This window comes from Bacillus sp. EB106-02-03-XG38 (assembly GCF_058792175.1).
In genome coordinates this window covers 333,884-356,074 of record NZ_JBYTED010000003.1, presented here as the reverse complement: position 1 = coordinate 356,074, position 22,191 = coordinate 333,884, and the positions used below count along the sequence as shown (strand labels likewise).

Here is a 22,191-nt window from a genome sequence, read left to right as displayed (position 1 = left end):
TCATCTATTTGAGCATAGCGTACAAAAAATCTCCTATAGATTTTCTATAGGAGATTTTTTCATGAAGAATATTTCATCGTTAAATGTAATACTGCTACTTCATCTTCTTCATTCTTATAACTATGTTTCTTGTTCGCTTCAAATTGAATAGAGTCAAACTCATTTAATTCGTATACATCGCTTTCTACTTGAATCGATACTTTTCCTTTCATTACCGTTACAAGCTCAATAGCACCTTCATGATGAGCTTCTGGTTCATATATACTATTCGATCTTAAACAAGCACGGTGCATCTCCATCCCTGTTTCTTTCGTATAACGGAACATCGTTTCTAAGTGCCATGCTTGTCCTGCATCTACTGCAAATCCTTCACCGCAGCGCGCAACAGCTACAGGTTCTCCAACAACCATCAATCTCGATAAAGGAATCGATAACCCCTTCGTTATTTTCCAAATGACAGCTAACGTCGGATTCGTTTCGCCTCTCTCAATCTTTCCTAATGTTAATTTACTAACCCCTGTTTTTTGAGCTAATTCTTCTAAACTTAATTTTTGTTCATTTCGAATTTGTCTTAATAGCTGACCTACTTGCTGAATGACTTCTTTCGTTTGCATATCTTCATGTTCTTTCATCTATAAAACCACCTTAAAGTATAAAATAGTTTACTTTTATCAGTTTTATGTATATTATACTATACATAATTATCAAATTCCGAAAGGAGTGCTATACTTCATGCGCGCAATTTTATTAGGCCTTTTATCATCAGCCTTTTTTTCCGCAACCTTTATTATTAACAGAGCGATGAATGTATCTGGAACGAGCTGGGCTTGGACAGCTTCCTTCCGCTTTTTATTTGCTCTCCCTATTTTATTCCTTATCGTTTTATTTCGCAAAAACTTAAGGGGTTTATGGGAAGAATTAAAGAAGCATCCATTAGCATGGATCGGATGGGGTTCCGTTGCTGGTATTGGCTTCTATTCTTTATTAAGTTTCGCGGCTGTCTTTTCTCCAGCGTGGCTCGTTGCTGGAACTTGGCAAGTTACTATATTAGCAGGTTTACTTTTATCACCATTATTCTTCATTAAAATAGAAACGAAATCAGGCACAAAACTTGTACGTGGAAAAATTCCACTTCGTAGTTTATATGTCGCATTATTTATTTTACTTGGTGTAATTTGTATGCAAGCGACTGCAGCAGGCCACATTACGATGACTCAGTTCATTTCAGGTTTTTTACCTGTCGTGGTAGCCGCTTTCTTATATCCGTTCGGCAACCGAAAAATGATGGAACTTGTTGGCGGGCGTCTCGATACATTCCAACGCGTATTAGGAATGGCAATCGGCAGTCTTCCTATAACCATTTTACTTGGTATATACGGATTTTCTACTACTGGCATTCCAACATCCAGCCAAATGTTGCAAGGATTTTTGTTAGCGTTATGTTCAGGCGTAATTGCAACGATGACATTTTTCTTTGCTACTGACTTAGCAAAAGATAACCTCGCTCTACTTGGAGCTGTTGAAGCAACGCAAGCTGGGACGATGGTCTTTACCGTACTTGGCGAAATTATTTTCTTAAATGGTTCATTTCCTGGCGGGCTTTCCCTACTTGGAATGATTATTATTATGTTAGGAATGGTTGCAAATAGCATATTAAACCGTTCTGTTCCAGTCGTTAAACAGAAAAAAACAGCATAAAAAAGAGTATGGTTCTATATCAAAGAACCATACTCTTTTTCATTGTCCCCCTATTTCGCCTTATCAGAATAGTATTTCATTAGCTGTTTATACTAAAACCTATGTTATAATACGTTTCATGTGCAATATTAGGAGGTAAATTATGTTAAAAAAAGCAATCGCTGAATTTATTGGTACATTTGTACTTGTATTATTCGGAACTGGAGTAGCTGTCATCGGCGGCGGAATTGAAGGAATTGGAACATTAGGAATCGCTATGGCTTTCGGTCTATCTATTGTAGCTATGGCATATAGCATCGGAACAATTTCTGGATGTCACATTAACCCAGCGGTATCAGTAGCTATGTTCATTAACAAAAGAATGAACGCTATGGAACTTTGTTATTATGTATTAGCTCAAGTTTTAGGTGGTTTATTAGGAACTGCAACATTGGTGACAATTTTACAATCTGCTAAAACACCTTTAGATAATTTAGGACAAAACGGTTTTGGAACTCTTGGTTTATCTGGAGCATTTCTAGTTGAATTTATTTTAACTTTCGTATTCGTATTAGTTATCGTTGCTGTAACAGGTAAAAAAGGAAGCTCTTCTCTAGCAGGATTAGTAATTGGTTTCACATTAGTTTTAGTTCACTTATTAGGTATTCCGTTAACTGGAACTTCTGTTAACCCAGCTCGTAGTATCGCACCAGCTTTATTCGTTGGCGGAGAAGCACTTTCTCAACTATGGGTATTCATCGTTGCACCAATTCTTGGTGGTATCGTAGCAGCTATTGTTGGGAAATTCATTTTAAATACTGAAAAATAGAATTTTCAATATTTCTGAACAAAAAAAGGCGAGCCCTCATTATGAGGATGCTCGCTTTTTTTACTCTTTCATTTTAGACTTTAAGTTTGTAACCAATTGATCTACCGTTACATTTGCAAGTACGTTTTCCATCGCTTCTTGCGCTTGCATTAAAATAATTTCTAATACTGATTGAATATTAGCTCCTACTGGACATTCAATGTTGGGATTTTCATGGAAGGAAAATAGCTGTCCTTCTTCTACAACTTCCACTGCTTTATATACATCAAGTAATGTAATTTCTTCTAAATCACGAGCAAGTGTCGTACCACCTTTACCAGCTTGTACATCAACAAGTCCTGCTCTCTTCAACATTCCTGTAATGCGACGAATCACAACTGGATTTGTATTCACACTACCAGCAATCCATTCAGAGGTACAGCGAGAGTTTCGATCTATCGCAAGTAATGTCAGCATATGAACACCTACTGTAAAACGACTACTAATCCCCATCTGCACACCCTCCTTTGTATTCATTCTATTAAAAGACGACTCTTATTATTATATACTATTTTTAATTTATACATAAAGAAAAAGCATGATTTCAATAGGAAATCATGCTTTTTCTCATTATTGACGCTTTATAAATTTCGCTAAATCTTTAAATTTCACTTTGTCTGAGTAATTCATTACGCCGTTTACGTAAATGCGGCTTGCAAGCATATTGACGATAGCAATAGTCACCAATAAAATGACTAACGTCACAATAATCTCTACAGTGCCAGCTTCTCCAGCTACAAGTCTTGAAAATGTAACCATAGGTGTAAAGAATGGAATATACGAACTAACTACAGCTAATGTACTATTCGGATCAAATAGTGATTTAATACTAATGAAAAATGCTGCTATACCTAACATTGTAATTGGGAACGAAAGAGATTGCACATCCTCAATTTTTGATACAACAGCACCAACCGCTGCATATAACATTGCATATAGTAAGTAGCCCGTAACAAAATATACAACGAACATACTAATTACTACCGCATCCAACTTAGAAAAGTCTAGTGCAAGTCCCACTAAAGATGCATTTTCTAGGTCTACCCAACCTAATAAATATGGTACAAGAAAACCGAAGGAAGCAGTAATAAGTAATAGTAAAGCACTAGAAACAATTGCTAAAATTTTGGCATGTAGCATTGTTAATGGTTTTACTTTCGGAAGCATTAACTCCATAACACGAGACGACTTTTCAGATGCTATCGTCGTCCCAATTGCAGTTCCAAACACAATAATAAACATATATAAAGCAAACGAGAAAACATAGCCAATTCCAAAGGAAGATGCATGATCCTTTACTGCCTCTTGTTTTAACGGAATTTCCATCTGTAACTGTTTTGCTACTTCTGCAGATACATTATTTTTTTCAATCATTACCGCTGTATACTGTTCCTTCAAATAACTTGCCATAAGTGTGGCCGTTGATTGGCTCGGAAAACCACTATACATATACGTCACTTCTGGAATACCATTCTTTTCTGTAATACGGAATAAACCATCTAAATCCCCATCTTCTACTTGCTTACGTAGCTCATCAAACTTATCCTTATTTTCTACAGTTACTTTAGCAGACGGAAGTAACTTTGTTACATCACTTTCTTGCACTTTATAAGTATCACTTTCTGTTACTACAGCAAATTTATCTTTTCCTTTATCGTTATCAGCTGCGAAATGATTAAAGGCAAAAAGGCCAAACACAACTAAAAATAAAATCGCACTCGTAATTAATGATTTTTTAGATAAAAATGCTTCCCTGAAATAAAATGAAAATACGTGAGAAAATTTACGCATCGTTATTTCGCCCTCTCTACAAAGATTTCGTTTAACGTCGGCTCTAACATTTTAAATTGTCGTAAAGTAATACCTTGTTCTTGTAATTGTTGTAAAATGTTTAGAGCTTCTGCATCATCTTGTACTCGCACATAAAGAAGGCCTTGTTGTTTTTCATACGATACATGTATAGATTCTAATCCCTTCTCATTCTCTTCTGTATCTTCAATCGTTAAATTACGGAAACCATATTCTTTTTTTATATCACTTAATTGGCCTTTTACGACTGCTTCGCCTTTTTTCAAAATACATACATGTTGGCAAAAAGCCTCTACTTGTTCCATACGATGACTTGATAAAATAATCGTCTTTCCGCTCTGTACTTGTTCTTCGATAATGCTAGCTAACATCCCAGCATTGACTGGGTCAAGTCCGCTAAACGGTTCATCTAAGATGAGAAGTTCAGGATTATGAAGAAGCGCAGCAATTAATTGGATTTTTTGCTGATTTCCTTTCGAAAGCTCTCCTGCCGTTTTAAATTTATATTCCGGTATGGCTAATCGCTCTAACCAGTGATCAATAGCAAGATCTACTTCTTTTTTCGTCATTCCTTCTAATCTACCAAAATATCGTAACTGGTCTACTACTCTACTTTTTGTATATAAACCTCTTTCTTCTGGTAAATATCCAATCGTTATCCCACTAGTCCCAAATGATTTTCCATCCCATGTAATAGAGCCTTCATTAGGCGTTAATAATCCGAGAAGCATTTTGATTGTCGTTGTTTTTCCTGCACCATTTCGGCCAAGTAATCCTAGCACTTCACCTTTTGGTAACGAAATTTGCAAGCCGTTAACTGCTTTTGATTCTCCAAATAGTTTCGTTAAGTTTTGAATTTGTAAACTCAAAGTATAAAGCCTCCCCTTTAATATCATTCATACTCTCTTTCAAAGACTATGTTTATGCAGGATAAAATATAGCACTACGCTTTATCCTCTTAATCCATCATTTGTTCTATTTAGTTAAAATTGTAAATAATATCACGTTATTTGTCAATTATAATTGTCATTACGACAATAAAACTTGTCAAAATGATTCTCACCATTTTTTCTCATCTTTCTAATATAGGACATACTACTATATATACAAAAGACAATATGCAAATGTTCATACAAAAATTATTATTTTTCGATATATAATATTAACTGGTTTTCTAACATCAAGGAGGATACATATGAAGATGAAGAGGGGCATTACCACTTTATTATCTGTAGCGGTTCTATCTACATCGCTTGTAGCATGTTCAGGAACACAAGAGAAAACGGTGGCGAAAGAAGAGAAAGTAAAATTAACGGAACAGCAACTAATGGCTGATTTATGGTATCAAACAGCCGGTGAAACGAAAGCACTTTATTACCAAGGGTACAATATCGGTCAATTGAAGCTTGATGCAGCTCTTGCAAAAGGGACAGAGAAAAAGCCTGCTATCGTACTTGATTTAGATGAAACTGTTTTAGATAACAGTCCTCATCAAGCAATGAGCGTAAAGACAGGAAAAGGCTATCCGTATAAATGGGATGACTGGATTAATAAAGCTGAAGCTGAGGCTCTTCCAGGTGCAATTGATTTCTTAAAATATACCGAGTCTAAAGGTGTAGATATTTACTACATCTCAAATCGTAAAACAAACCAACTAGATGCAACAATTAAAAATCTTGAGCGTGTAGGCGCTCCTCAAGCAACGAAAGAACATATACTACTACAAGATCCGAAAGAAAAAGGAAAAGAAAAACGCCGTGAACTCGTTTCTCAAACACATGATATCGTCTTATTCTTCGGTGATAACTTATCTGATTTCACTGGTTTTGATGGGAAATCTGTAAAAGATCGTAATCAAGCAGTAGCAGATTCAAAAGCACAATTTGGTGAAAAATTTATTATTTTCCCGAATCCAATGTATGGTGATTGGGAAGGCGCTTTATATGATTATGATTTCAAAAAATCAGATGCTGAAAAAGATAAAATCCGTTGCGACAACTTAAAATCATTTGATGCAAAATAAAAGAGGATGGCATTCGCCATCCTCTTTTATTTTACTTTCTCTGTTAAAGGCAAGATGAATACTTCCACACGTCTATTCTTTGCCTTTCCTGCTTGTGTATCGTTTGGAGCAATCGAACGATATTCTCCGTAACCAATCGCACTAAATTTTTCTGGTTGTAATTCTTTATTTTGCAATAATACTTGCATAAAATTAACTGCCCGCTGCGTACTTAATTCCCAGTTCGACGCAAACTGCGCATTGGCAATAGGGACATTATCCGTATGACCTGATACTGTAATTTCACGAGGTGACGCTGAAACAAGTAAGCTAGACATCTCTTTTGCAATCCCTAAAGATTCTAATTTCACATCTGCTTTCCCCGAATCAAACAGTATATTCTCTAATATTGTCACCATTAATCCCTTTTCAGTTAATTTAGTTTGAAAAGAAGAGGATAATTGTTTTTCATTAATATATTGATCAATCTTTTTTTGTAATGCTTTCAATTCATCCATCTCTTTTTTTTCTTTCGCTCTAGCTTCTTCTTGTTTTTTTGCTTGTTCTGCCTCAAGGCTATTTGCTGATAATTCTTTTTCATCATTTGGCTTTTGATCACTTAAAAATTCTTTGTTACCTGTTCCACCGGCTAATTCACTTCGAAAAGCAACTGCCATCTGTTTAAACTTCGCAGCATCTATACTACTCATCGCAAATAAAACAATGAACAATGCAAATAACAACGTTAACATATCAGAATAAGGGATTAACCAAGTTTCATCGATATGTTCTTCGTGTTTTTTCTTTTTACGTCTTCTATTTTTTTTACTCCGCATTTTTTTCTGCTCCTTTTTCTAGCTTCTTACGTTCAGTTGCAGAAAGTGCACCTAAAATGCGGTTCTTCATAATAAACGGATATGTACCCTCTTGTAACATTAATAAACAATCAATAATTAAACGTTTTTTCTCGATTTCAGCTGCAGATTTTTGTTTTAACTTATTTGCAAATGGATGCCATAACACATAACCTGAAAAAATACCAAAAATCGTTGCAATAAATGCACCTGAAATAGCATGTCCTAACTTTTCAATATCAGTTAAATTACCAAGTGCAGCTACAAGACCGATAACAGCACCTAAAACCCCTAATGTCGGTGCATATGTACCAGCTTGTGAAAAAATTGCCGCTCCTTTTGCATGCCTTTCTTCAATTGCTTCTAATTCAGCTTCTAAAATCTGCTCTAAATCTTCTGCGGATACGCCATCAATCACAAATTTCATACCACGCAAAAGAAATTCATCTTGAATTTTGTCTAATTGTTGCTCTAAAGACAAAATACCGTATTTTCTACTTTCAGATGTCCAATGAACAAACAATTCTAGCAACTGTTCATAACTTAAATCCTTTTTATTTGAACCAAAAAGAACTTTAAATAATTTCGGAACCCTTTTTAGTTGATTCATCGGAAATGCTATACATACTGCAGCTAATGTACCGATAAAAATAATTAATGCTGCGGCAGGATTCAATAAGGCTGTTACGTCAGCGCCCTTGACGACCATCCCTACTACCACTGCTACAAATCCTAAAATGAGTCCAATAATTGTTGCAAAATCCATTCCCATTCACTCCTAGTCTATACAAGAAGTTCTTCATTCTCGATAATCGCTACATCTTCTTATGTATATATATTACATAAAAAATGAATTTCATGAAAGATAAGAAATGAATTATATAAAAAAATACTACAATTTCACACATTTTCTGACATTTTCTTTGCATTTCTATTACGTTACGACTCTTATATTTCTTTTTCAGTAAACTAGACTTATAATAAAAAACGATACATATTTTATTAAGAAAGGACTGTGATTACAAGGTATCATGAAAAAGATAATCATTATTTCTGCCACTACTATTGTAATCGGTATCACTTCTTTCGCTTACTTTAGTTCTAAATCACCACTACAAAATGAGGCGAAAGCTGTCGAAAGTCAACAGCATAGTAATCACCAAAAAGAAGAGATTCCAGCTTTTCCAAAAGCTAATCATAATGCAAAAAAACTAGACAATGATTTTTCTGTTGTAACAAATCCAGAGTCTAATCTTGTCTTAGTTAATAAACATCGAAAACTACCAGACGGATATATACCTGAAGACTTAGCAAGACCAAACGTGCCATTTACTAGTCCAAAAGATAAAGAAAAAACATTGCTGCGCGAAGATGCTGCAAATGCGCTTGAAAATATGTTTGAAGCGGCAAAGAAAGAAGGACTGGAACTTACAGCTGTATCTGGTTATCGTTCATACAAACGCCAAAAATCATTACATGATACGTATGTTAGACGTCAAGGAAAAGCTGAGGCTGATTCAGTAAGTGCCATTCCTGGTACGAGTGAACATCAAACTGGTTTAGCAATGGATATTAGTTCAAAATCTGCTAAATTCCAATTAGAGCCTATTTTTGGAGAGACAGCTGAAGGAAAATGGGTTGCAGAACATGCTCATAAATTTGGCTTTGTCATCCGTTATTTAGAAGATAAAACAGAAACAACTGAATATTCATATGAACCGTGGCATTTACGCTACGTTGGAAATCCATACGCTACATACATATATAAACATCATTTAACATTAGAAGAAGCGATGGAAGACAAAAAATAAGAGAGCAACTTGCTCTCTTATTTTTCTTTCACTCTATTATTGTAGTAATTTTTTCTTCCAATCTTCAGGCCACGGTTCGCCTCTACCCGTTTTTTTCGATGCTTGCACCATCATTCCACGACCAACTAAGCAAACTTCTCCCTCTGCGTTTTTTACCATATAATGCAAATCTAAAGAAGAATTCCCAACCGATCCCGCTTTTACATACACCTTCAACTGTTCATCAAAATATATTTGCTTAATAAAATTACATTGTAAATCCGCAACAACAATCATCGTTTCTGAAGATTCATGCGTCCATTCTTGCATAAATCCAAGTTCTTTAAACAATGCGATACGTGCTTCTTCAAAGTAAGTAAAGGCAACGACATTATTTACATGACCAAACATATCTACTTCACCAAAACGAACTTTTACAGGATTGTAAAATGAAAAACCACTTTCCCATTGCTCAAAGTCTTCAATATAAGAAATCCTCTTCATTATTTCATCTCCTTTTCACCCTTATAATAAACAGAATAAACAGAAAAATAAAGTTATAAATATTGCCTCTTCAACATGAAGAGGCAACATTTATTAATAGTTATTGTCACTACCAAAGAAATCTTTGAACGATTGAATTGTTGTATCACGGTTTAATGCCGCAATTGAAGTTGTTAATGGAATACCCTTTGGACATGATTGCACACAGTTTTGAGAGTTACCACAGTTTGCAAGTCCTCCATCACCCATAATTGCACGTAAGCGATCTGCTTTATGCATTTCACCCGTTGGATGCGAGTTGAATAAACGTGCTTGTGATAACGGTGCTGGTCCAATAAAGTCAGATTTACTATTTACGTTTGGACATGATTCTAAACAAACACCACATGTCATACATTTTGAAAGCTCATAAGCCCATTGACGTTTCTTCTCTGGCATTCTTGGTCCCGGCCCTAGGTCATACGTACCATCAATTGGAATCCAAGCTTTAACACGTTTTAGAGCATTAAACATGCGACTACGGTCAACTTGTAAGTCACGAACAACTGGGAATGTCTTCATCGGCTTTAAGCGAATTGGTTGTTCTAATTGATCGATAAGCGCTGTACATGATTGACGTGGTTTTCCGTTAATCACCATTGAACATGCGCCACATACTTCCTCTAGACAGTTCATATCCCATGCAATCGGAGTTGTGTCGTTTCCTTTTGAATCAACAGGATTACGACGAATTTCCATAAGCGCCGAAATAATATTCATATTTGGACGATACGGAATTTCAAACTCTTGATCAAACGCTTGCGCGTCTGGTCCATCTTGTCTCGTAATGATGAGGCGGATTGTTTTCTCAGACATGTTGTTTATCCCCCTTCTCTTCACCCTTAGCAGCTACATCATGTTTTGAAGAGTAATCACGTTTACGTGGTTTAATTAATGAAACATCCACGTCTTCGTAATGGAATGCTGGTGCATTTCCTTCGCCTTCAAATTTCGCCATCGTAGTTTTTAAGAAGTTTGCATCATCACGATTTGGGAATTCAGGTTTGTAATGTGCCCCGCGGCTCTCATTACGGTTATATGCTCCAATTGTAATAACACGTGCTAACTCAAACATATTTGCAAGTTGGCGTGTAAATGAAGCACCTTGATTACTCCATCTTGCTGTATCGTTAATGTTAATACGTTTGTAACGAGCCATTAACTCTTCAATTTTTGCATCTGTTTCTAATAACTTTTTATTTTCACGAACTACTGTAACGTTATCTGTCATCCATTCTCCAAGCTCTTTATGAAGAACATACGCATTTTCGTTACCATCGAGCGTTAAAATATTGTTAAATTTCTCTGTTTCGATCAATTCATTTTGTTCATACACAGTAGATGAAACAGCATCTGATGATTTAGTAAGACCTTTCATATATTCAATTGCATTTGGTCCCGCTACCATACCACCGTAAATTGCTGATAATAGTGAGTTCGCACCAAGACGGTTACCACCGTGCATAGAATAATCACACTCACCTGCTGCAAATAAACCTGGAATGCTTGTCATCTGCTTATAATCAACCCATAGTCCGCCCATTGAATAGTGAACAGCTGGGAAGATTTTCATTGGTAGTTTACGAGGATCATCACCTGTAAACTTCTCATAGATTTCAATAATTCCACCAAGTTTAATATCTAGTTCTTTCGGATCTTTATGAGAAAGATCTAAGTACACCATGTTTTCACCGTTAATACCTAGTTTTTGCTCTACGCAAACATCAAAGATTTCACGCGTTGCAATATCACGAGGTACGAGGTTTCCGTAAGCCGGATATTTTTCTTCTAAGAAGTACCATGGTTTACCATCTTTATATGTCCAAACACGTCCACCTTCACCACGTGCTGATTCACTCATAAGACGTAATTTATCGTCTCCAGGAATTGCCGTTGGGTGAATTTGAATGAACTCACCGTTTGCATAATATGCGCCTTGTTGATATACAGCAGAAGCTGCTGTACCTGTATTAATAATAGAGTTAGTTGATTTTCCAAAGATGATACCAGGGCCCCCTGTTGCCATAATCACGGCATCAGCTTGGAAACTTTTAATCTCCATAGTTTGTAAGTCTTGTGCAACGATTCCTCGGCACACACCTTCATCATCAACAACAGCTCGTAAGAAATCCCAGCCTTCATATTTCGTTACAAGTCCTGCTACTTCATGACGACGTACTTGCTCATCTAATGCGTATAGTAATTGCTGTCCAGTTGTTGCACCAGCAAATGCTGTACGGTGATGTTGTGTTCCACCAAAACGACGGAAATCAAGAAGTCCTTCTTCCGTACGGTTGAACATAACACCCATACGGTCCATTAAATGGATGATACCAGGTGCTGCTTCACACATTGCTTTAACTGGTGGTTGGTTCGCTAAGAAGTCCCCACCATAAATTGTATCGTCAAAGTGGATCCATGGAGAATCCCCTTCACCTTTTGTATTTACGGCACCGTTAATTCCACCTTGGGCACATACAGAATGCGAACGTTTTACTGGTACTAAAGAGAACAGTTCAACATTTACTCCTGCTTCCGCCGCTTTAATCGTTGCCATTAAGCCAGCCAAGCCACCGCCGACTACTATAAGTTTCCCTTTCATGCTCTCCCACTCCTTACTGGTTTGCTAGCTGTGGATCGATGAACGCTAATAATGCACTCACACCTACATAAGATAGACCTAAGAAAATAGCTAATGTTACATAAGTAGAGATTCTTTGTGAACGTGGAGATACTGTAATTCCCCAGCTGATGCAGAATGTCCATAGTCCATTTGCAAAGTGGAAAATCGTTGAAACAACACCAACTAAGTAGAATGCAAACATAGCTGGATTGTTTAAAATATCTGCCATCATATCATAGTTTACCTCTTTACCTAACATTGCTTGAATACGAGTTTCCCAGACGTGCCAAGAAATGAAGATCAGCGTAACGATACCTGAAATTCTTTGGAAGACAAACATCCAGTTACGGAAATAACCGTATGAAACCGCATTGTTCTTAGCTGTAAATGCAATATATAAGCCATATATAGCATGGTACAGTATTGGTAAAAAGATAATGAAAATTTCTAGCGCATACCGGAATGGAAGGAGCTCCATAAAGCCTGCAGCTTTGTTAAAAGCCTCTGCTCCTCGTGTTGCAAAGTTGTTTACAATTAAATGTTGCGTCAAAAAGACACCAACCGGGATGACCCCCATTAATGAGTGCCACTTACGAAACGTATACTCGCGGCCTTTCATGTCCCCATTACCCCCCTTGAATGATTGACTGCTGTTTTCAGATTAGTTTATGGCAATAATGTTTTTTCACTATTGGCATAAGAAAAACTGAAAAAATTATTCGAAATATTTCAGCATAATTTGATACCAAGTTCATTTTACTCCTATTTTTGTCGAAGCGTCAAGAAAACGTATACATAATTTGCATATAATTTGCCAATTCTTTTTTTCTTCTTATATATTCAGATTTTCCCAAAGAAAAATCTGTTTTTATAAATGAGAAATGTTATATAATAATCCCTATAGAAAGAGGGGAATATTGTGAGCAAAAATACAATCGATACAACATCTTTAGAAGATGTTTCATTGAACGCCTTCGCTTATGAATTGCTACGTGAAGAATTACTACCTGATTTAATCGGTAACGATTTAGATGGTATTTTGTACTGGTCCGGTAGAAATCTTGCAAGAAAATATCCACTAGAAACGATTGAAGAAGTCATTCAGTTCTTTGAAAAAGCTGGCTGGGGTACTTTAAGCATTATTGAACATAAGCGTCGTGAAATGCAGTTCCAACTTAAAGGCACACTCATTGCTGAACGTCAAAAACACAAAAGACATTCTTCTTATCAATTAGAAGCTGGATTCATCGCTGAACAAATTCAAAAGCAACGAAACGTCGTTGCAGAGTCCTATGAAGAAAAGAAAAAACGTTCAGACTCTATTACATTTCTTGTGAAATGGGATATAAAAGATCTCATTGAAGTGTAGCATTACCTACAGTCAACTAGACATATAAGTTTAGTTGACTTTTTTGTATTTTCATTCAGTTATCTTTATTTTAAATCTTCAGAAATTATACCAGAAAATAGAAGACGTTGTAAACTACAACGTCTTCTTATCCGCTAAATAAGTATAAATCGTCTCTGCGACATTTTTCGGCATACCTGCTTCGACAAATTCTGTTACAGAAGCTTCTTTCATCTTTTTTAGCGATCCAAAATGTTTCAGCAATATCTTTTTTCGTTTATCTCCAATTCCAGGAATATCATCGAGTGCCGATTGAATGACAGATTTTCCGTGTAATTGACGATGGAATGTAATTGCAAATCGATGCACTTCATCTTGAATACGCTGCAATAAATAAAATTCTTGGCTATTTCTCTCCAGCATCACAGGTTCAGGTGGATCTCCAATAATTAAATGGGATGTTTTATGTTTGTCATCTTTTACAAGCCCTGCCATCGGAATGTATAAACCGAGCTCATTTTCTAGAATATCACTCGCAGCCGCCAAATGGCCTTTTCCACCATCAATAATGATTAAGTCTGGTAAAGGTAAACTCTCTTTCAGCGCCCTTGTATAACGACGTCTCACAACTTCTCTCATAGACTCATAATCATCTGGTCCTTGCACCGTTTTAATTTTATATTTCCTGTATTCTTTCTTAGCCGGCTTCCCATCGATAAAAGCAATCATTGCCGAAACAGGATTTGTCCCTTGAATATTTGAGTTATCAAACGCTTCAATACGATAAGGTATTTCAATTCCGAGCTGCTTCCCTAAATTCTCTACCGCTTTAATCGTTCGCTCTTCATCACGTTCAATTAAATAGAATTTTTCTTCAAGAGCAATCTTTGCATTTTTATTTGCCAATTCTACAAGATCTTTTTTCTTACCACGTTTAGGCTGCGTCGCTTCCACTTCTAAAAAGCGCTCTACTAATTCTGAATCGATACTTCCTGGAACAACAATTTCCTTCGGTTTAAAATGACTACTGTTTTCATAAAATTGACCGATAAACGTTAAAAATCCCTCTTCTGGTTCATCGTAGATTGGAAACATAGAAACATCACGTTCAATTAACTTTCCTTTTCGAACGAAGAAAACTTGAACACACATCCAACCTTTATCAACTGCATATCCAAACACATCACGATCCACTAAATCACTCATAATCATCTTTTGTTTTTCCATAATCGCATCGATATGCGCAATTTGATCACGTAACTCTTTTGCACGTTCAAATTCTAGTTTCTCTGAAGCTTCATACATCTTCGTTTCTAATTCCGAACGAACTTCTTTATGTCCACCATTTAAAAACTTAATAATTTCATCTACAATTTCTTTGTTTTGTTCTTCCGTCACTTCTTTCACACAAGGTGCTAAACATTGCCCCATATGATAATACAAACAAACTTTATCAGGCATATTTGAGCACTTACGAAGCGGATACATGCGATCTAGCAGTTTTTTCGTTTCATGAGCTGATTGTGCATTTGGATAAGGGCCAAAATACTTTCCCTTATCCTTTTTTACATTGCGCGTAATGAGTAATCGCGGCTGTTTTTCAGCTGTAATTTTAATAAAAGGATATGTTTTGTCATCTTTTAATTGAATATTATATTTTGGATCATGTTTTTTTATTAAGTTTAGCTCTAAAATAAGAGCCTCTAGATTTGAGGAGGTTACAATATATTCAAAATCTACAATTTCTCCTACTAACCGAAGTGTTTTCCCATCATGCGAACCAGTAAAGTACGAGCGCACACGATTTTTAAGCACTTTTGCCTTTCCGACATATATAACCGTTCCTTGCTTATCTTTCATTAAATAACAACCAGGTTGATCTGGTAAAATAGCCAATTTTTCCTTTAAATGTTCGTGCACTCGTTACCCTCCATTTCTACATGCTTAGCATTTTTATTTTCACTTGAAAACATACTATGCCAAAACACCCAACATACGTTCTTTTATTGTAACGGAAAGGTGTAAAAAAGGAAAATAAAAAAAGCTACCAAATGGTAGCCCTTTATTTTAGAAGTGTTTAGAAACTAATTCTACTAACGCTTCTTTCGGTTTGTAACCTAACGCTTGATCAACTACTTTACCGTCTTTTAATACGAAAAGAGCTGGAATGCTCATTACTTCGAATTGACGAGCAGTTTCTTGGTTTTCATCCACGTCTACTTTTACTACTTTTACTTTTTCGCCTAGTTCTGCATCAATTTCCTCTAATACAGGAGCGATCATTTTACAAGGTCCACACCAAGGTGCCCAGAAATCTAATAATACAACACCTTCGCTAGTTTCAGCTGCGAAGCTTTGGTCATTTGCGTTTACAATTGCCATTTTATTTCCTCCTTCAAGTATATTCTACCAAGAGTATATCATTAACTTATATACGTGGCGAATAATATGTATCGTTATGTATTGTAACAAAAAAGTGTTCCTTTATACTATATAAAAATACGGATAAAATACTAAAAAGATGAGAGACAGGGGATCTCTCACCTTTTTCTATATATAGGGGTACTTCACTTGGAACTCAAGGGTACTCAAATCATGAATGTACTTTTAACTTTTTAAACTCTTCTGTTAAAAGAGGTACGACTTCAAATAGATCGCCAACAATACCATAGTCAGCTACTTTGAAGATGCTTGCTTCTGGGTCTTTATTAATCGCAACGATTATTTTTGAGTTAGACATACCAGCTAAATGCTGAATCGCACCAGAAATACCACATGCAATGTATAGGTCTGGTGTAACAACTTTACCAGTTTGACCAATTTGTAATGAGTAATCACAATACTCAGCGTCACAAGCACCACGAGATGCTCCAACAGCACCGCCTAATACGTCAGCTAACTCTTTTAATGGCTTAAATCCTTCTTCACTCTTCACACCGCGTCCGCCAGCGATAATAACTTTCGCTTCAGAAAGGTCAACACCTTCTGCTGTCTTACGGACGACATCTTGAATGATTGTACGTAAGTCTTTCACATCTACTGTAATAGAAGACACATCACCACTGCGAGACTCATCTTTTTCAAGCGTTGCAATGTTATTTGGACGCACTGTCGCAAATAGGATGCCGTCTGTTACAATCTTTTTCTCAAATGCTTTACCAGAGTAAATTGGACGAGTGAAGATAACATTTCCACCTTCAACTTCTAAAGCAGTTACGTCAGAAACTAGACCAGCTTCAAGCTTCGCTGCTAATTTTGGTGATAAATCTTTACCAAGTGCTGTATGTCCAAATACAATACCTTCTGGATTTTCTTCAGCATATACAGCTAAAAACGCTTGTGCATAACCGTCAGATGTATATGATTTTAATTTATCATTTTCAACTGTCACAACGCGATCTGCACCGTAATGAATCAATTCATTTGCAAAAGAGGCAACGCTGTCTCCAACTAGAAGACCTACTACTTCACCGCCTTCTGCAATTGTTTTTGCTGCTGCTACCGCTTCAAATGAAACGTTACGTAGCGATCCATCACGAACTTCACCCATTACTAATACTTTACGAGCCATAGATTTTCCCTCCTGCATATATAATTTCGTATTTTATTAGATTACTTTCGCTTCTGTATGGAGCAACGATACAAGTTCTTTTACTTGATCTTGCAGCTCGCCTTGTAACACTTTTCCTGCATCTTTCTTAGGAGGCAAATAGATTTCAATTGTTTTTGTTTTTGCTTCCACATCATCTTCTTCTAAATCTAAATCATCTAATTCCAATTCTTCTAGTGGCTTTTTCTTCGCCTTCATAATACCTGGAAGCGATGGATAGCGAGGTTCATTCAAACCTTGCTGTGCTGTTACTAAAACTGGTAATGAAGTTTCAATCACTTCTGTATCACCTTCAACATCACGCTCAATCTTCACGTTTGTACCGTCAATTTCAAGTTTTGTAATTGTCGTTACGTACGGAATATTTAACGCTTCAGCTACACGTGGACCTACCTGTCCAGATGCACCATCAATTGCAACGTTTCCGCCTAAAATTAAATCTACATCTTTATCTTTTAAATATTCAGCAAGCACTTTTGCTGTCGTGAACTGGTCACCATTTTCTACATCATCTTCAATATTAATTAATACGGCTTTATCGCAGCCCATCGCTAGTGCCGTACGAAGTTCTTTCTCACTATCTTCGCCACCAACTGTTACAACAGTAACTTCTCCACCTTGAGCGTCTCTTACTTGAATCGCTTCTTCAATCGCATATTCATCGTAAGGGTTGATGATGAATTCCGCTTCGCCATCGTAAATTGCACCGTTTTTAATTACGATTTTTTCTTCTGTATCAAATGTTCGTTTCATGAGTACGTAGATGTTCATTCCATTTACCCCCTTGTTTTTCAGAAAGATTCTATCAATTTTAATTTTCTGTTAATTTATATTAAAAAAATAATTGAACTACCTGCCGCTAAATGAAGGCTTGCGCTTTTCTAAAAACGCCGCTACACCTTCTCTTCCATCTTCACTGGTAAATACTTCACCAAAGATTTGAGATTCGCGTTGTACACCTTCATAATAATGAGACGATTTCGTCGTTTGCAATAACTCTAGTACAGCACGAGTCGTCGCTGGGCTTTTTCCAGCAATCTGTTTTGCAATTTTAAGCGTATCATCTAAAAATGTTTCTTCAGCAAAAACTCCATTAACAAGTCCCCATTTTAATGCTTCTGCACCAGTAATCGGTGTACTTGTTAACATCATTTCACAAGCTTTCGCTTTCCCAACATAACGTGGTAATCGCTGTGTCCCTGCAAATCCAGGAATTAATCCAAGTGTTAATTCAGGTAAACCAAGTTTTGCACTTTCAGTTGCAAAGCGCATGTGGCAAGACATAGCAAACTCAAGGCCGCCGCCAAGTGCCGCTCCATGAATTGCCGCGATAACTGGTTTTGAACATTTTTCAACGCGCTCAAACGTAACTTGTCCAAGCTGCGCTAATTCAGTCGCTTGCTTCGCTTCAGTAACAGATGTAAATTCTTTAATATCTGCTCCCGCCGAGAAGAAGCGCCCTTCACCGTGAATAACGACAACACGAATGTTATCATTCTTCTCCACTTGATCAATTAATTCAGTAACGTCATGCATAACTTGTGAAGACATTGCGTTGGCTGGCGCATGATTTAACGTCGCCACCGCGATATGATCTTCAACTCTTACAGATAGGAATTTCAACATGATCCCTCCCATTATTGACGATAACCACAAGCTGCAATAAGTAGCCCATGTACCGTTTTTGAAAGTGCGACCAGATCATACTTATGATCGCTCATTACCCAATTGGTCACAACTTCATCTACTGTTCCAAAGATCATTTGTCTTGCCACGCGAACATTTAAATCCGCTTGGAATTCACCTTGCTTTATACCTGTCTCTAAAATCTCATCCATAACTTGTAAGTAGCCTTTTAATACTTCATTTATTTTCAGGCGTAAGTCTTGATTGGACTGTCTTAGCTCTAATTGCGTAACGATAGCAAGAGGATCATTTTGCGACAACAGCAAGAAGTGCGTTTCTACCAACATGAATAATTTCGATACAGCGCTTTCAATTCCTGCTGTTTTTTGACGAATTGTTTCGACAAATTCTCCCATCTTCTCTTGGAATAAGGATATTAATATATCTTCTTTATTTTTAAAATATAAATAAATCGTGCCATCAGCTACCCCAGCTTGCTTTGCTATTTTAGAAACTTGCGCTTGGTGGTACCCATTCTCCGCAATCACAATGACTGCCGCATCAATAATTTGATTGTATTTCGGTCTATTTTTCTTCACTTTACTGTCCCCTTCAAGAAGATGACTGAATGAATAGTCATTCATATTCTTATAATACTGACTATTTAGAAAAGTGTCAATCCTATTTTTTCAAAAAGAAAGGGCCTTAGCCCGTTTGCTCATCCTCACTCTTTCTTTTCTCTTCATCTATTAAGACACGGCGTAAAATTTTTCCGACTGTCGTTTTTGGCAGTTCATCTCTAAACTCATATACTTTCGGCACTTTATAGGCAGCTAAATATTTACGCGCAAACTGATTTAATTCTTCCTCAGAGCACTCCGCACCTTCTTTTAACACAACAAATGCTTTAACTGTCTCTCCCCGGTACGGATCGGGAACTCCAATCGTCACTACTTCTTGCACTTTTTCATGCTCATATAATACCTCTTCTACTTCACGAGGATATACATTAAATCCACTCGCAACAATCATATCTTTCTTACGATCTTTCACATAGAAGAAGCCATCTTCATCCATGTAACCAACATCCCCTGTATGGAGCCATCCATCTTGTAATACAGCGGCTGTTTCTTCTGGCTTATTCCAATACCCTTTCATAATTTGAGGACCTTTTACTACAATTTCACCAATTTCTCCTGGTGGTAATGCCTCGCCAGTTTCAAGCGACATAATCATTGCTTCTGTATCTGGCCATGGAACCCCAATGCTACCAGGCACTCGCTTTTCCCATAAAAAATTACTATGTGTAACCGGAGATGATTCTGTTAAACCATATCCCTCTACTAATTTACCACCTGTAACTGTTTCAAAATTTTCCTGTACTTCTACTGGCAGTGGCGCTGAGCCACTAATACAAGCACGAATAGACGAAATATCATATCCTTTTAAAAGCGGGCTATTTAAAAGAGCGATATAAATAGTTGGCGCCCCTGGAAACAATGTCACTTTATGCTTCTTAATCGCTTCAAAAACCATTTTCATATCAAACTTTGGAATAAGAACCATTTTGTATCCTTGCATAACACTCAAATTCATAACAGCCGTCATACCGTACACGTGGAAAAATGGAAGAACCCCAAGAACGACTTCTTCTCCTTCTTTACAATTATATAGCCAATGGACCCCCATCAACGTGTTAGAAACGAGGTTTTTATGCGTTAACATAACGCCTTTCGGAAATCCAGTTGTTCCTCCTGTATACTGTAAAAGAGCTAGATCATTTTGAGGATCACACGGCACTTTAACATCCGTATTCACTTCTTTTTCCACCGAATTCCAAAGGTGAATCGTTTCACTCTCTGATACTTTTACAACTAAATTCGACTGTTTTTTCTGTACGAATGGATACAATAGATTTTTAGGGAAGGGCAAAAAGTCAGCAATACGAGTTACGATAATATGCTCAATTTTTGTAGCAGATTGAACAGTCGTTACTCTTGGAAATACTAAATCGAGGCAAAGGATTACTTTCGCTCCCGAATCATGAAGCTGGTATTCTAATTCTCTTTCTGTATACAGTGGATTTGTTTGTACTACGATACCTCCCGCAAGTAATGTACCGTAATAACCAATTACAGCCTGGGGACAATTCGGCAACATAATAGCAACTCGATCACCCTTTTCCACACCGAGCTTTTGAAGATAATTTGCAAACCTCTTCACCTTATCATGGAAGTTTGAAAATGTAATATCCTTCCCCAAAAAATGAAGCGCTTTCTTTTCTGGATAGCGAGAAGCCATCTGTTCTACATATTTATGAAGCGGCTGAATATCATAAGAAATTGTACTTGGAATTTCCTCTGGATAACTTTTCAACCATGGTTTTTCCACCTTCATTCCCCCTTCAAATACATAAAAAATAAATGAATGTTCATTCATGATGGTTGTTTTCATTATATTATAGTCGCCATAACGTTACAATCATAATATTCTGACTTTTATATAACTATGCTTCACTCCATTAACTTCTTATTATATGTACAAACTCTCCTAATCTATAAAGTGAAACTTTAATCAGTGGGGGTTTTCTTCATCCCCCACTGATTATCAGCCCTCACCAATCGGACTTTAATGGGCGGTTGATCCCCCACCTAACTTCTTTTCTTTCGCTGAATTTTGAGGTGGGGATCTTACTGCCCATTAAAGTGGGATAAAAAAGTAAGAGAGTTATTTTTTAGCTTAATCTTATTATCGTCAACACAGCTCCTGGTGTAGTCGTTGATAATGTTGCAACTGCTAACAATCCAAATAGCTGCAAGCTAATAGCATCTCCTGCTGCAAGGGTTGTAATAATTGTTGCGCTAAATGATGTAGTTGCTAACGCAGGAGAATTAATCGTCCCAGCAAGTGGTGCTCCATTAATTGTAATCCGTGAACTGACTAATAAGGAAGCCGTTATATTAATCGTATATGAAATATAATAATTCCCAGCATTTGCAACCGTAAATACTGTATTTCCGCCAGAAACAGTAATTCCTGGACCTATATTTTGATTATTTGGAAGCGGGACATTCGTTCCACCTAGAAGTACCGATATCGCTGTTCCCGACGTATTATTTGCAAATGCATATGTTGCCGTGATACTTGTACCTGTTATTCCTGTTGCACCGGTTGCTCCTGTTGAACCTGTTGAGCCCGTCGGACCTGTTGAACCCGTTATTCCTGTCACTCCTGTTTGACCTGTTATTCCCGTTGCACCGGTTGGACCCGTTGCTCCTGTTATTCCCGTCGCTCCTGTTGGACCCGTCGCTCCTGTTGGGCCTGTTGCTCCTGTTATTCCTGTTGGACCTGTTAAACCCGTTATTCCCGTCGCTCCCGTCGGACCTGTTGAACCTGTTATTCCCGTTGCACCGGTTGGACCTGTTGAACCCGTCGCTCCTG

23 protein-coding genes are annotated in these 22,191 nt (G+C 37.0%); 5 read left to right on the top strand and 18 right to left on the bottom strand.

What is annotated here, in order from left to right:
* Nucleotides 1-59: 59 nt before the first annotated feature.
* The gene (locus AC3WTI_RS16320) at nt 60-632 is read right to left on the bottom strand and encodes a helix-turn-helix domain-containing protein (protein ID WP_087957097.1); all 573 of its coding nucleotides are present in this window, start codon (nt 630-632) and stop codon (nt 60-62) included.
* A gap of 100 nt (nt 633-732) precedes the next feature.
* Here AC3WTI_RS16320 and AC3WTI_RS16315 point away from each other — a divergent pair, with 100 nt between their 5' ends.
* Nucleotides 733-1,698 carry a DMT family transporter gene (locus AC3WTI_RS16315; protein WP_087957098.1) on the top strand — a complete coding sequence of 322 codons (966 nt, stop codon included), beginning with the start codon at nt 733-735 and terminating at the stop codon, nt 1,696-1,698.
* 142 nt (nt 1,699-1,840) lie between these two features.
* On the top strand, nt 1,841-2,506 hold the full coding sequence (locus tag AC3WTI_RS16310) for an aquaporin (protein WP_087957099.1): 666 nt from the start codon (nt 1,841-1,843) through the stop codon (nt 2,504-2,506).
* 60 nt (nt 2,507-2,566) lie between these two features.
* Here the strand turns inward: AC3WTI_RS16310 and AC3WTI_RS16305 are convergent, their stop codons facing one another.
* The 3 genes from AC3WTI_RS16305 to AC3WTI_RS16295 form a co-directional block, all read right to left on the bottom strand.
* The gene (locus AC3WTI_RS16305) at nt 2,567-2,998 is read right to left on the bottom strand and encodes an Rrf2 family transcriptional regulator (protein ID WP_000512998.1); all 432 of its coding nucleotides are present in this window, start codon (nt 2,996-2,998) and stop codon (nt 2,567-2,569) included.
* Between the two features lie 117 nt (nt 2,999-3,115).
* Nucleotides 3,116-4,336: an ABC transporter permease gene (locus tag AC3WTI_RS16300; RefSeq protein WP_087957100.1), complete on the bottom strand. Its 1,221-nt coding sequence runs from the start codon at nt 4,334-4,336 to the stop codon at nt 3,116-3,118.
* Nucleotides 4,337-4,338: 2 nt separating this feature from the next.
* A complete protein-coding gene (locus tag AC3WTI_RS16295) occupies nt 4,339-5,223 on the bottom strand; it encodes an ABC transporter ATP-binding protein (protein ID WP_142305822.1) in 885 nt (294 codons plus the stop codon).
* A gap of 326 nt (nt 5,224-5,549) precedes the next feature.
* Here AC3WTI_RS16295 and AC3WTI_RS16290 point away from each other — a divergent pair, with 326 nt between their 5' ends.
* Nucleotides 5,550-6,377: a 5'-nucleotidase, lipoprotein e(P4) family gene (locus AC3WTI_RS16290; protein ID WP_097840810.1), complete on the top strand. Its 828-nt coding sequence runs from the start codon at nt 5,550-5,552 to the stop codon at nt 6,375-6,377.
* Nucleotides 6,378-6,403: 26 nt separating this feature from the next.
* Here AC3WTI_RS16290 and motB read toward each other — a convergent pair whose 3' ends face one another.
* Both motB and motA read right to left on the bottom strand, forming a co-directional pair.
* On the bottom strand, nt 6,404-7,192 hold the full coding sequence (motB, locus tag AC3WTI_RS16285; protein ID WP_087957103.1) for a flagellar motor protein MotB: 789 nt from the start codon (nt 7,190-7,192) through the stop codon (nt 6,404-6,406).
* Nucleotides 7,182-7,976 carry a flagellar motor stator protein MotA gene (gene motA / locus AC3WTI_RS16280; protein WP_087957104.1) on the bottom strand — a complete coding sequence of 265 codons (795 nt, stop codon included), beginning with the start codon at nt 7,974-7,976 and terminating at the stop codon, nt 7,182-7,184. The genes motB and motA overlap by 11 nt, the downstream gene beginning before the upstream one ends.
* A gap of 265 nt (nt 7,977-8,241) precedes the next feature.
* On the opposite strand from motA, the gene AC3WTI_RS16275 reads away from it, so the two are divergent.
* The gene (locus AC3WTI_RS16275) at nt 8,242-9,021 is read left to right on the top strand and encodes a M15 family metallopeptidase (protein ID WP_087957105.1); all 780 of its coding nucleotides are present in this window, start codon (nt 8,242-8,244) and stop codon (nt 9,019-9,021) included.
* A gap of 36 nt (nt 9,022-9,057) precedes the next feature.
* Here AC3WTI_RS16275 and AC3WTI_RS16270 read toward each other — a convergent pair whose 3' ends face one another.
* The 4 genes from AC3WTI_RS16270 to sdhC all read right to left on the bottom strand — a co-directional run bounded on the left by AC3WTI_RS16270 (nt 9,058) and on the right by sdhC (nt 12,785).
* The gene (locus AC3WTI_RS16270) at nt 9,058-9,504 is read right to left on the bottom strand and encodes an acyl-CoA thioesterase (protein ID WP_087957106.1); all 447 of its coding nucleotides are present in this window, start codon (nt 9,502-9,504) and stop codon (nt 9,058-9,060) included.
* A gap of 93 nt (nt 9,505-9,597) precedes the next feature.
* Nucleotides 9,598-10,359 carry a succinate dehydrogenase iron-sulfur subunit gene (sdhB, locus tag AC3WTI_RS16265; RefSeq protein ID WP_048531517.1) on the bottom strand — a complete coding sequence of 254 codons (762 nt, stop codon included), beginning with the start codon at nt 10,357-10,359 and terminating at the stop codon, nt 9,598-9,600.
* Nucleotides 10,352-12,145 carry a succinate dehydrogenase flavoprotein subunit gene (gene sdhA / locus AC3WTI_RS16260; RefSeq protein WP_048531519.1) on the bottom strand — a complete coding sequence of 598 codons (1,794 nt, stop codon included), beginning with the start codon at nt 12,143-12,145 and terminating at the stop codon, nt 10,352-10,354. Before sdhA ends, sdhB begins: the two co-directional genes overlap by 8 nt.
* Before the next feature lie 13 nt (nt 12,146-12,158).
* Complete coding sequence (gene sdhC / locus AC3WTI_RS16255; RefSeq protein ID WP_000678354.1) at nt 12,159-12,785, bottom strand: succinate dehydrogenase cytochrome B558; 627 nt, start codon at nt 12,783-12,785, stop codon at nt 12,159-12,161.
* 300 nt (nt 12,786-13,085) lie between these two features.
* Between sdhC and AC3WTI_RS16250 the strand changes: the two genes are divergently transcribed.
* On the top strand, nt 13,086-13,535 hold the full coding sequence (locus tag AC3WTI_RS16250) for a YslB family protein (protein WP_087957107.1): 450 nt from the start codon (nt 13,086-13,088) through the stop codon (nt 13,533-13,535).
* 114 nt (nt 13,536-13,649) lie between these two features.
* Here the strand turns inward: AC3WTI_RS16250 and uvrC are convergent, their stop codons facing one another.
* From uvrC to AC3WTI_RS16210, 8 genes are all read right to left on the bottom strand, one after another.
* On the bottom strand, nt 13,650-15,434 hold the full coding sequence (uvrC, locus tag AC3WTI_RS16245; RefSeq protein WP_087957108.1) for an excinuclease ABC subunit C: 1,785 nt from the start codon (nt 15,432-15,434) through the stop codon (nt 13,650-13,652).
* 147 nt (nt 15,435-15,581) lie between these two features.
* A complete protein-coding gene (gene trxA, locus AC3WTI_RS16240; protein WP_001018943.1) occupies nt 15,582-15,896 on the bottom strand; it encodes a thioredoxin in 315 nt (104 codons plus the stop codon).
* A gap of 211 nt (nt 15,897-16,107) precedes the next feature.
* Nucleotides 16,108-17,085, bottom strand: a complete 978-nt coding sequence (gene etfA / locus AC3WTI_RS16235) for an electron transfer flavoprotein subunit alpha (RefSeq protein WP_000101965.1) — start codon at nt 17,083-17,085, stop codon at nt 16,108-16,110.
* Nucleotides 17,086-17,121: 36 nt separating this feature from the next.
* The gene (gene etfB, locus AC3WTI_RS16230; protein ID WP_048531528.1) at nt 17,122-17,895 is read right to left on the bottom strand and encodes an electron transfer flavoprotein subunit beta; all 774 of its coding nucleotides are present in this window, start codon (nt 17,893-17,895) and stop codon (nt 17,122-17,124) included.
* Between the two features lie 78 nt (nt 17,896-17,973).
* Nucleotides 17,974-18,750, bottom strand: coding sequence for an enoyl-CoA hydratase (locus tag AC3WTI_RS16225; protein WP_087957109.1), 777 nt, complete (start codon nt 18,748-18,750; stop codon nt 17,974-17,976).
* Nucleotides 18,751-18,761: 11 nt separating this feature from the next.
* A complete protein-coding gene (gene fadR, locus AC3WTI_RS16220; RefSeq protein WP_000742223.1) occupies nt 18,762-19,349 on the bottom strand; it encodes a fatty acid metabolism transcriptional regulator FadR in 588 nt (195 codons plus the stop codon).
* 106 nt (nt 19,350-19,455) lie between these two features.
* On the bottom strand, nt 19,456-21,141 hold the full coding sequence (locus AC3WTI_RS16215; protein ID WP_142305823.1) for a long-chain-fatty-acid--CoA ligase: 1,686 nt from the start codon (nt 21,139-21,141) through the stop codon (nt 19,456-19,458).
* Nucleotides 21,142-21,484: 343 nt separating this feature from the next.
* Nucleotides 21,485-22,191: BclA C-terminal domain-containing protein (locus AC3WTI_RS16210; RefSeq protein ID WP_492304381.1), on the bottom strand; the 707-nt coding region annotated here is incomplete at its 5' end.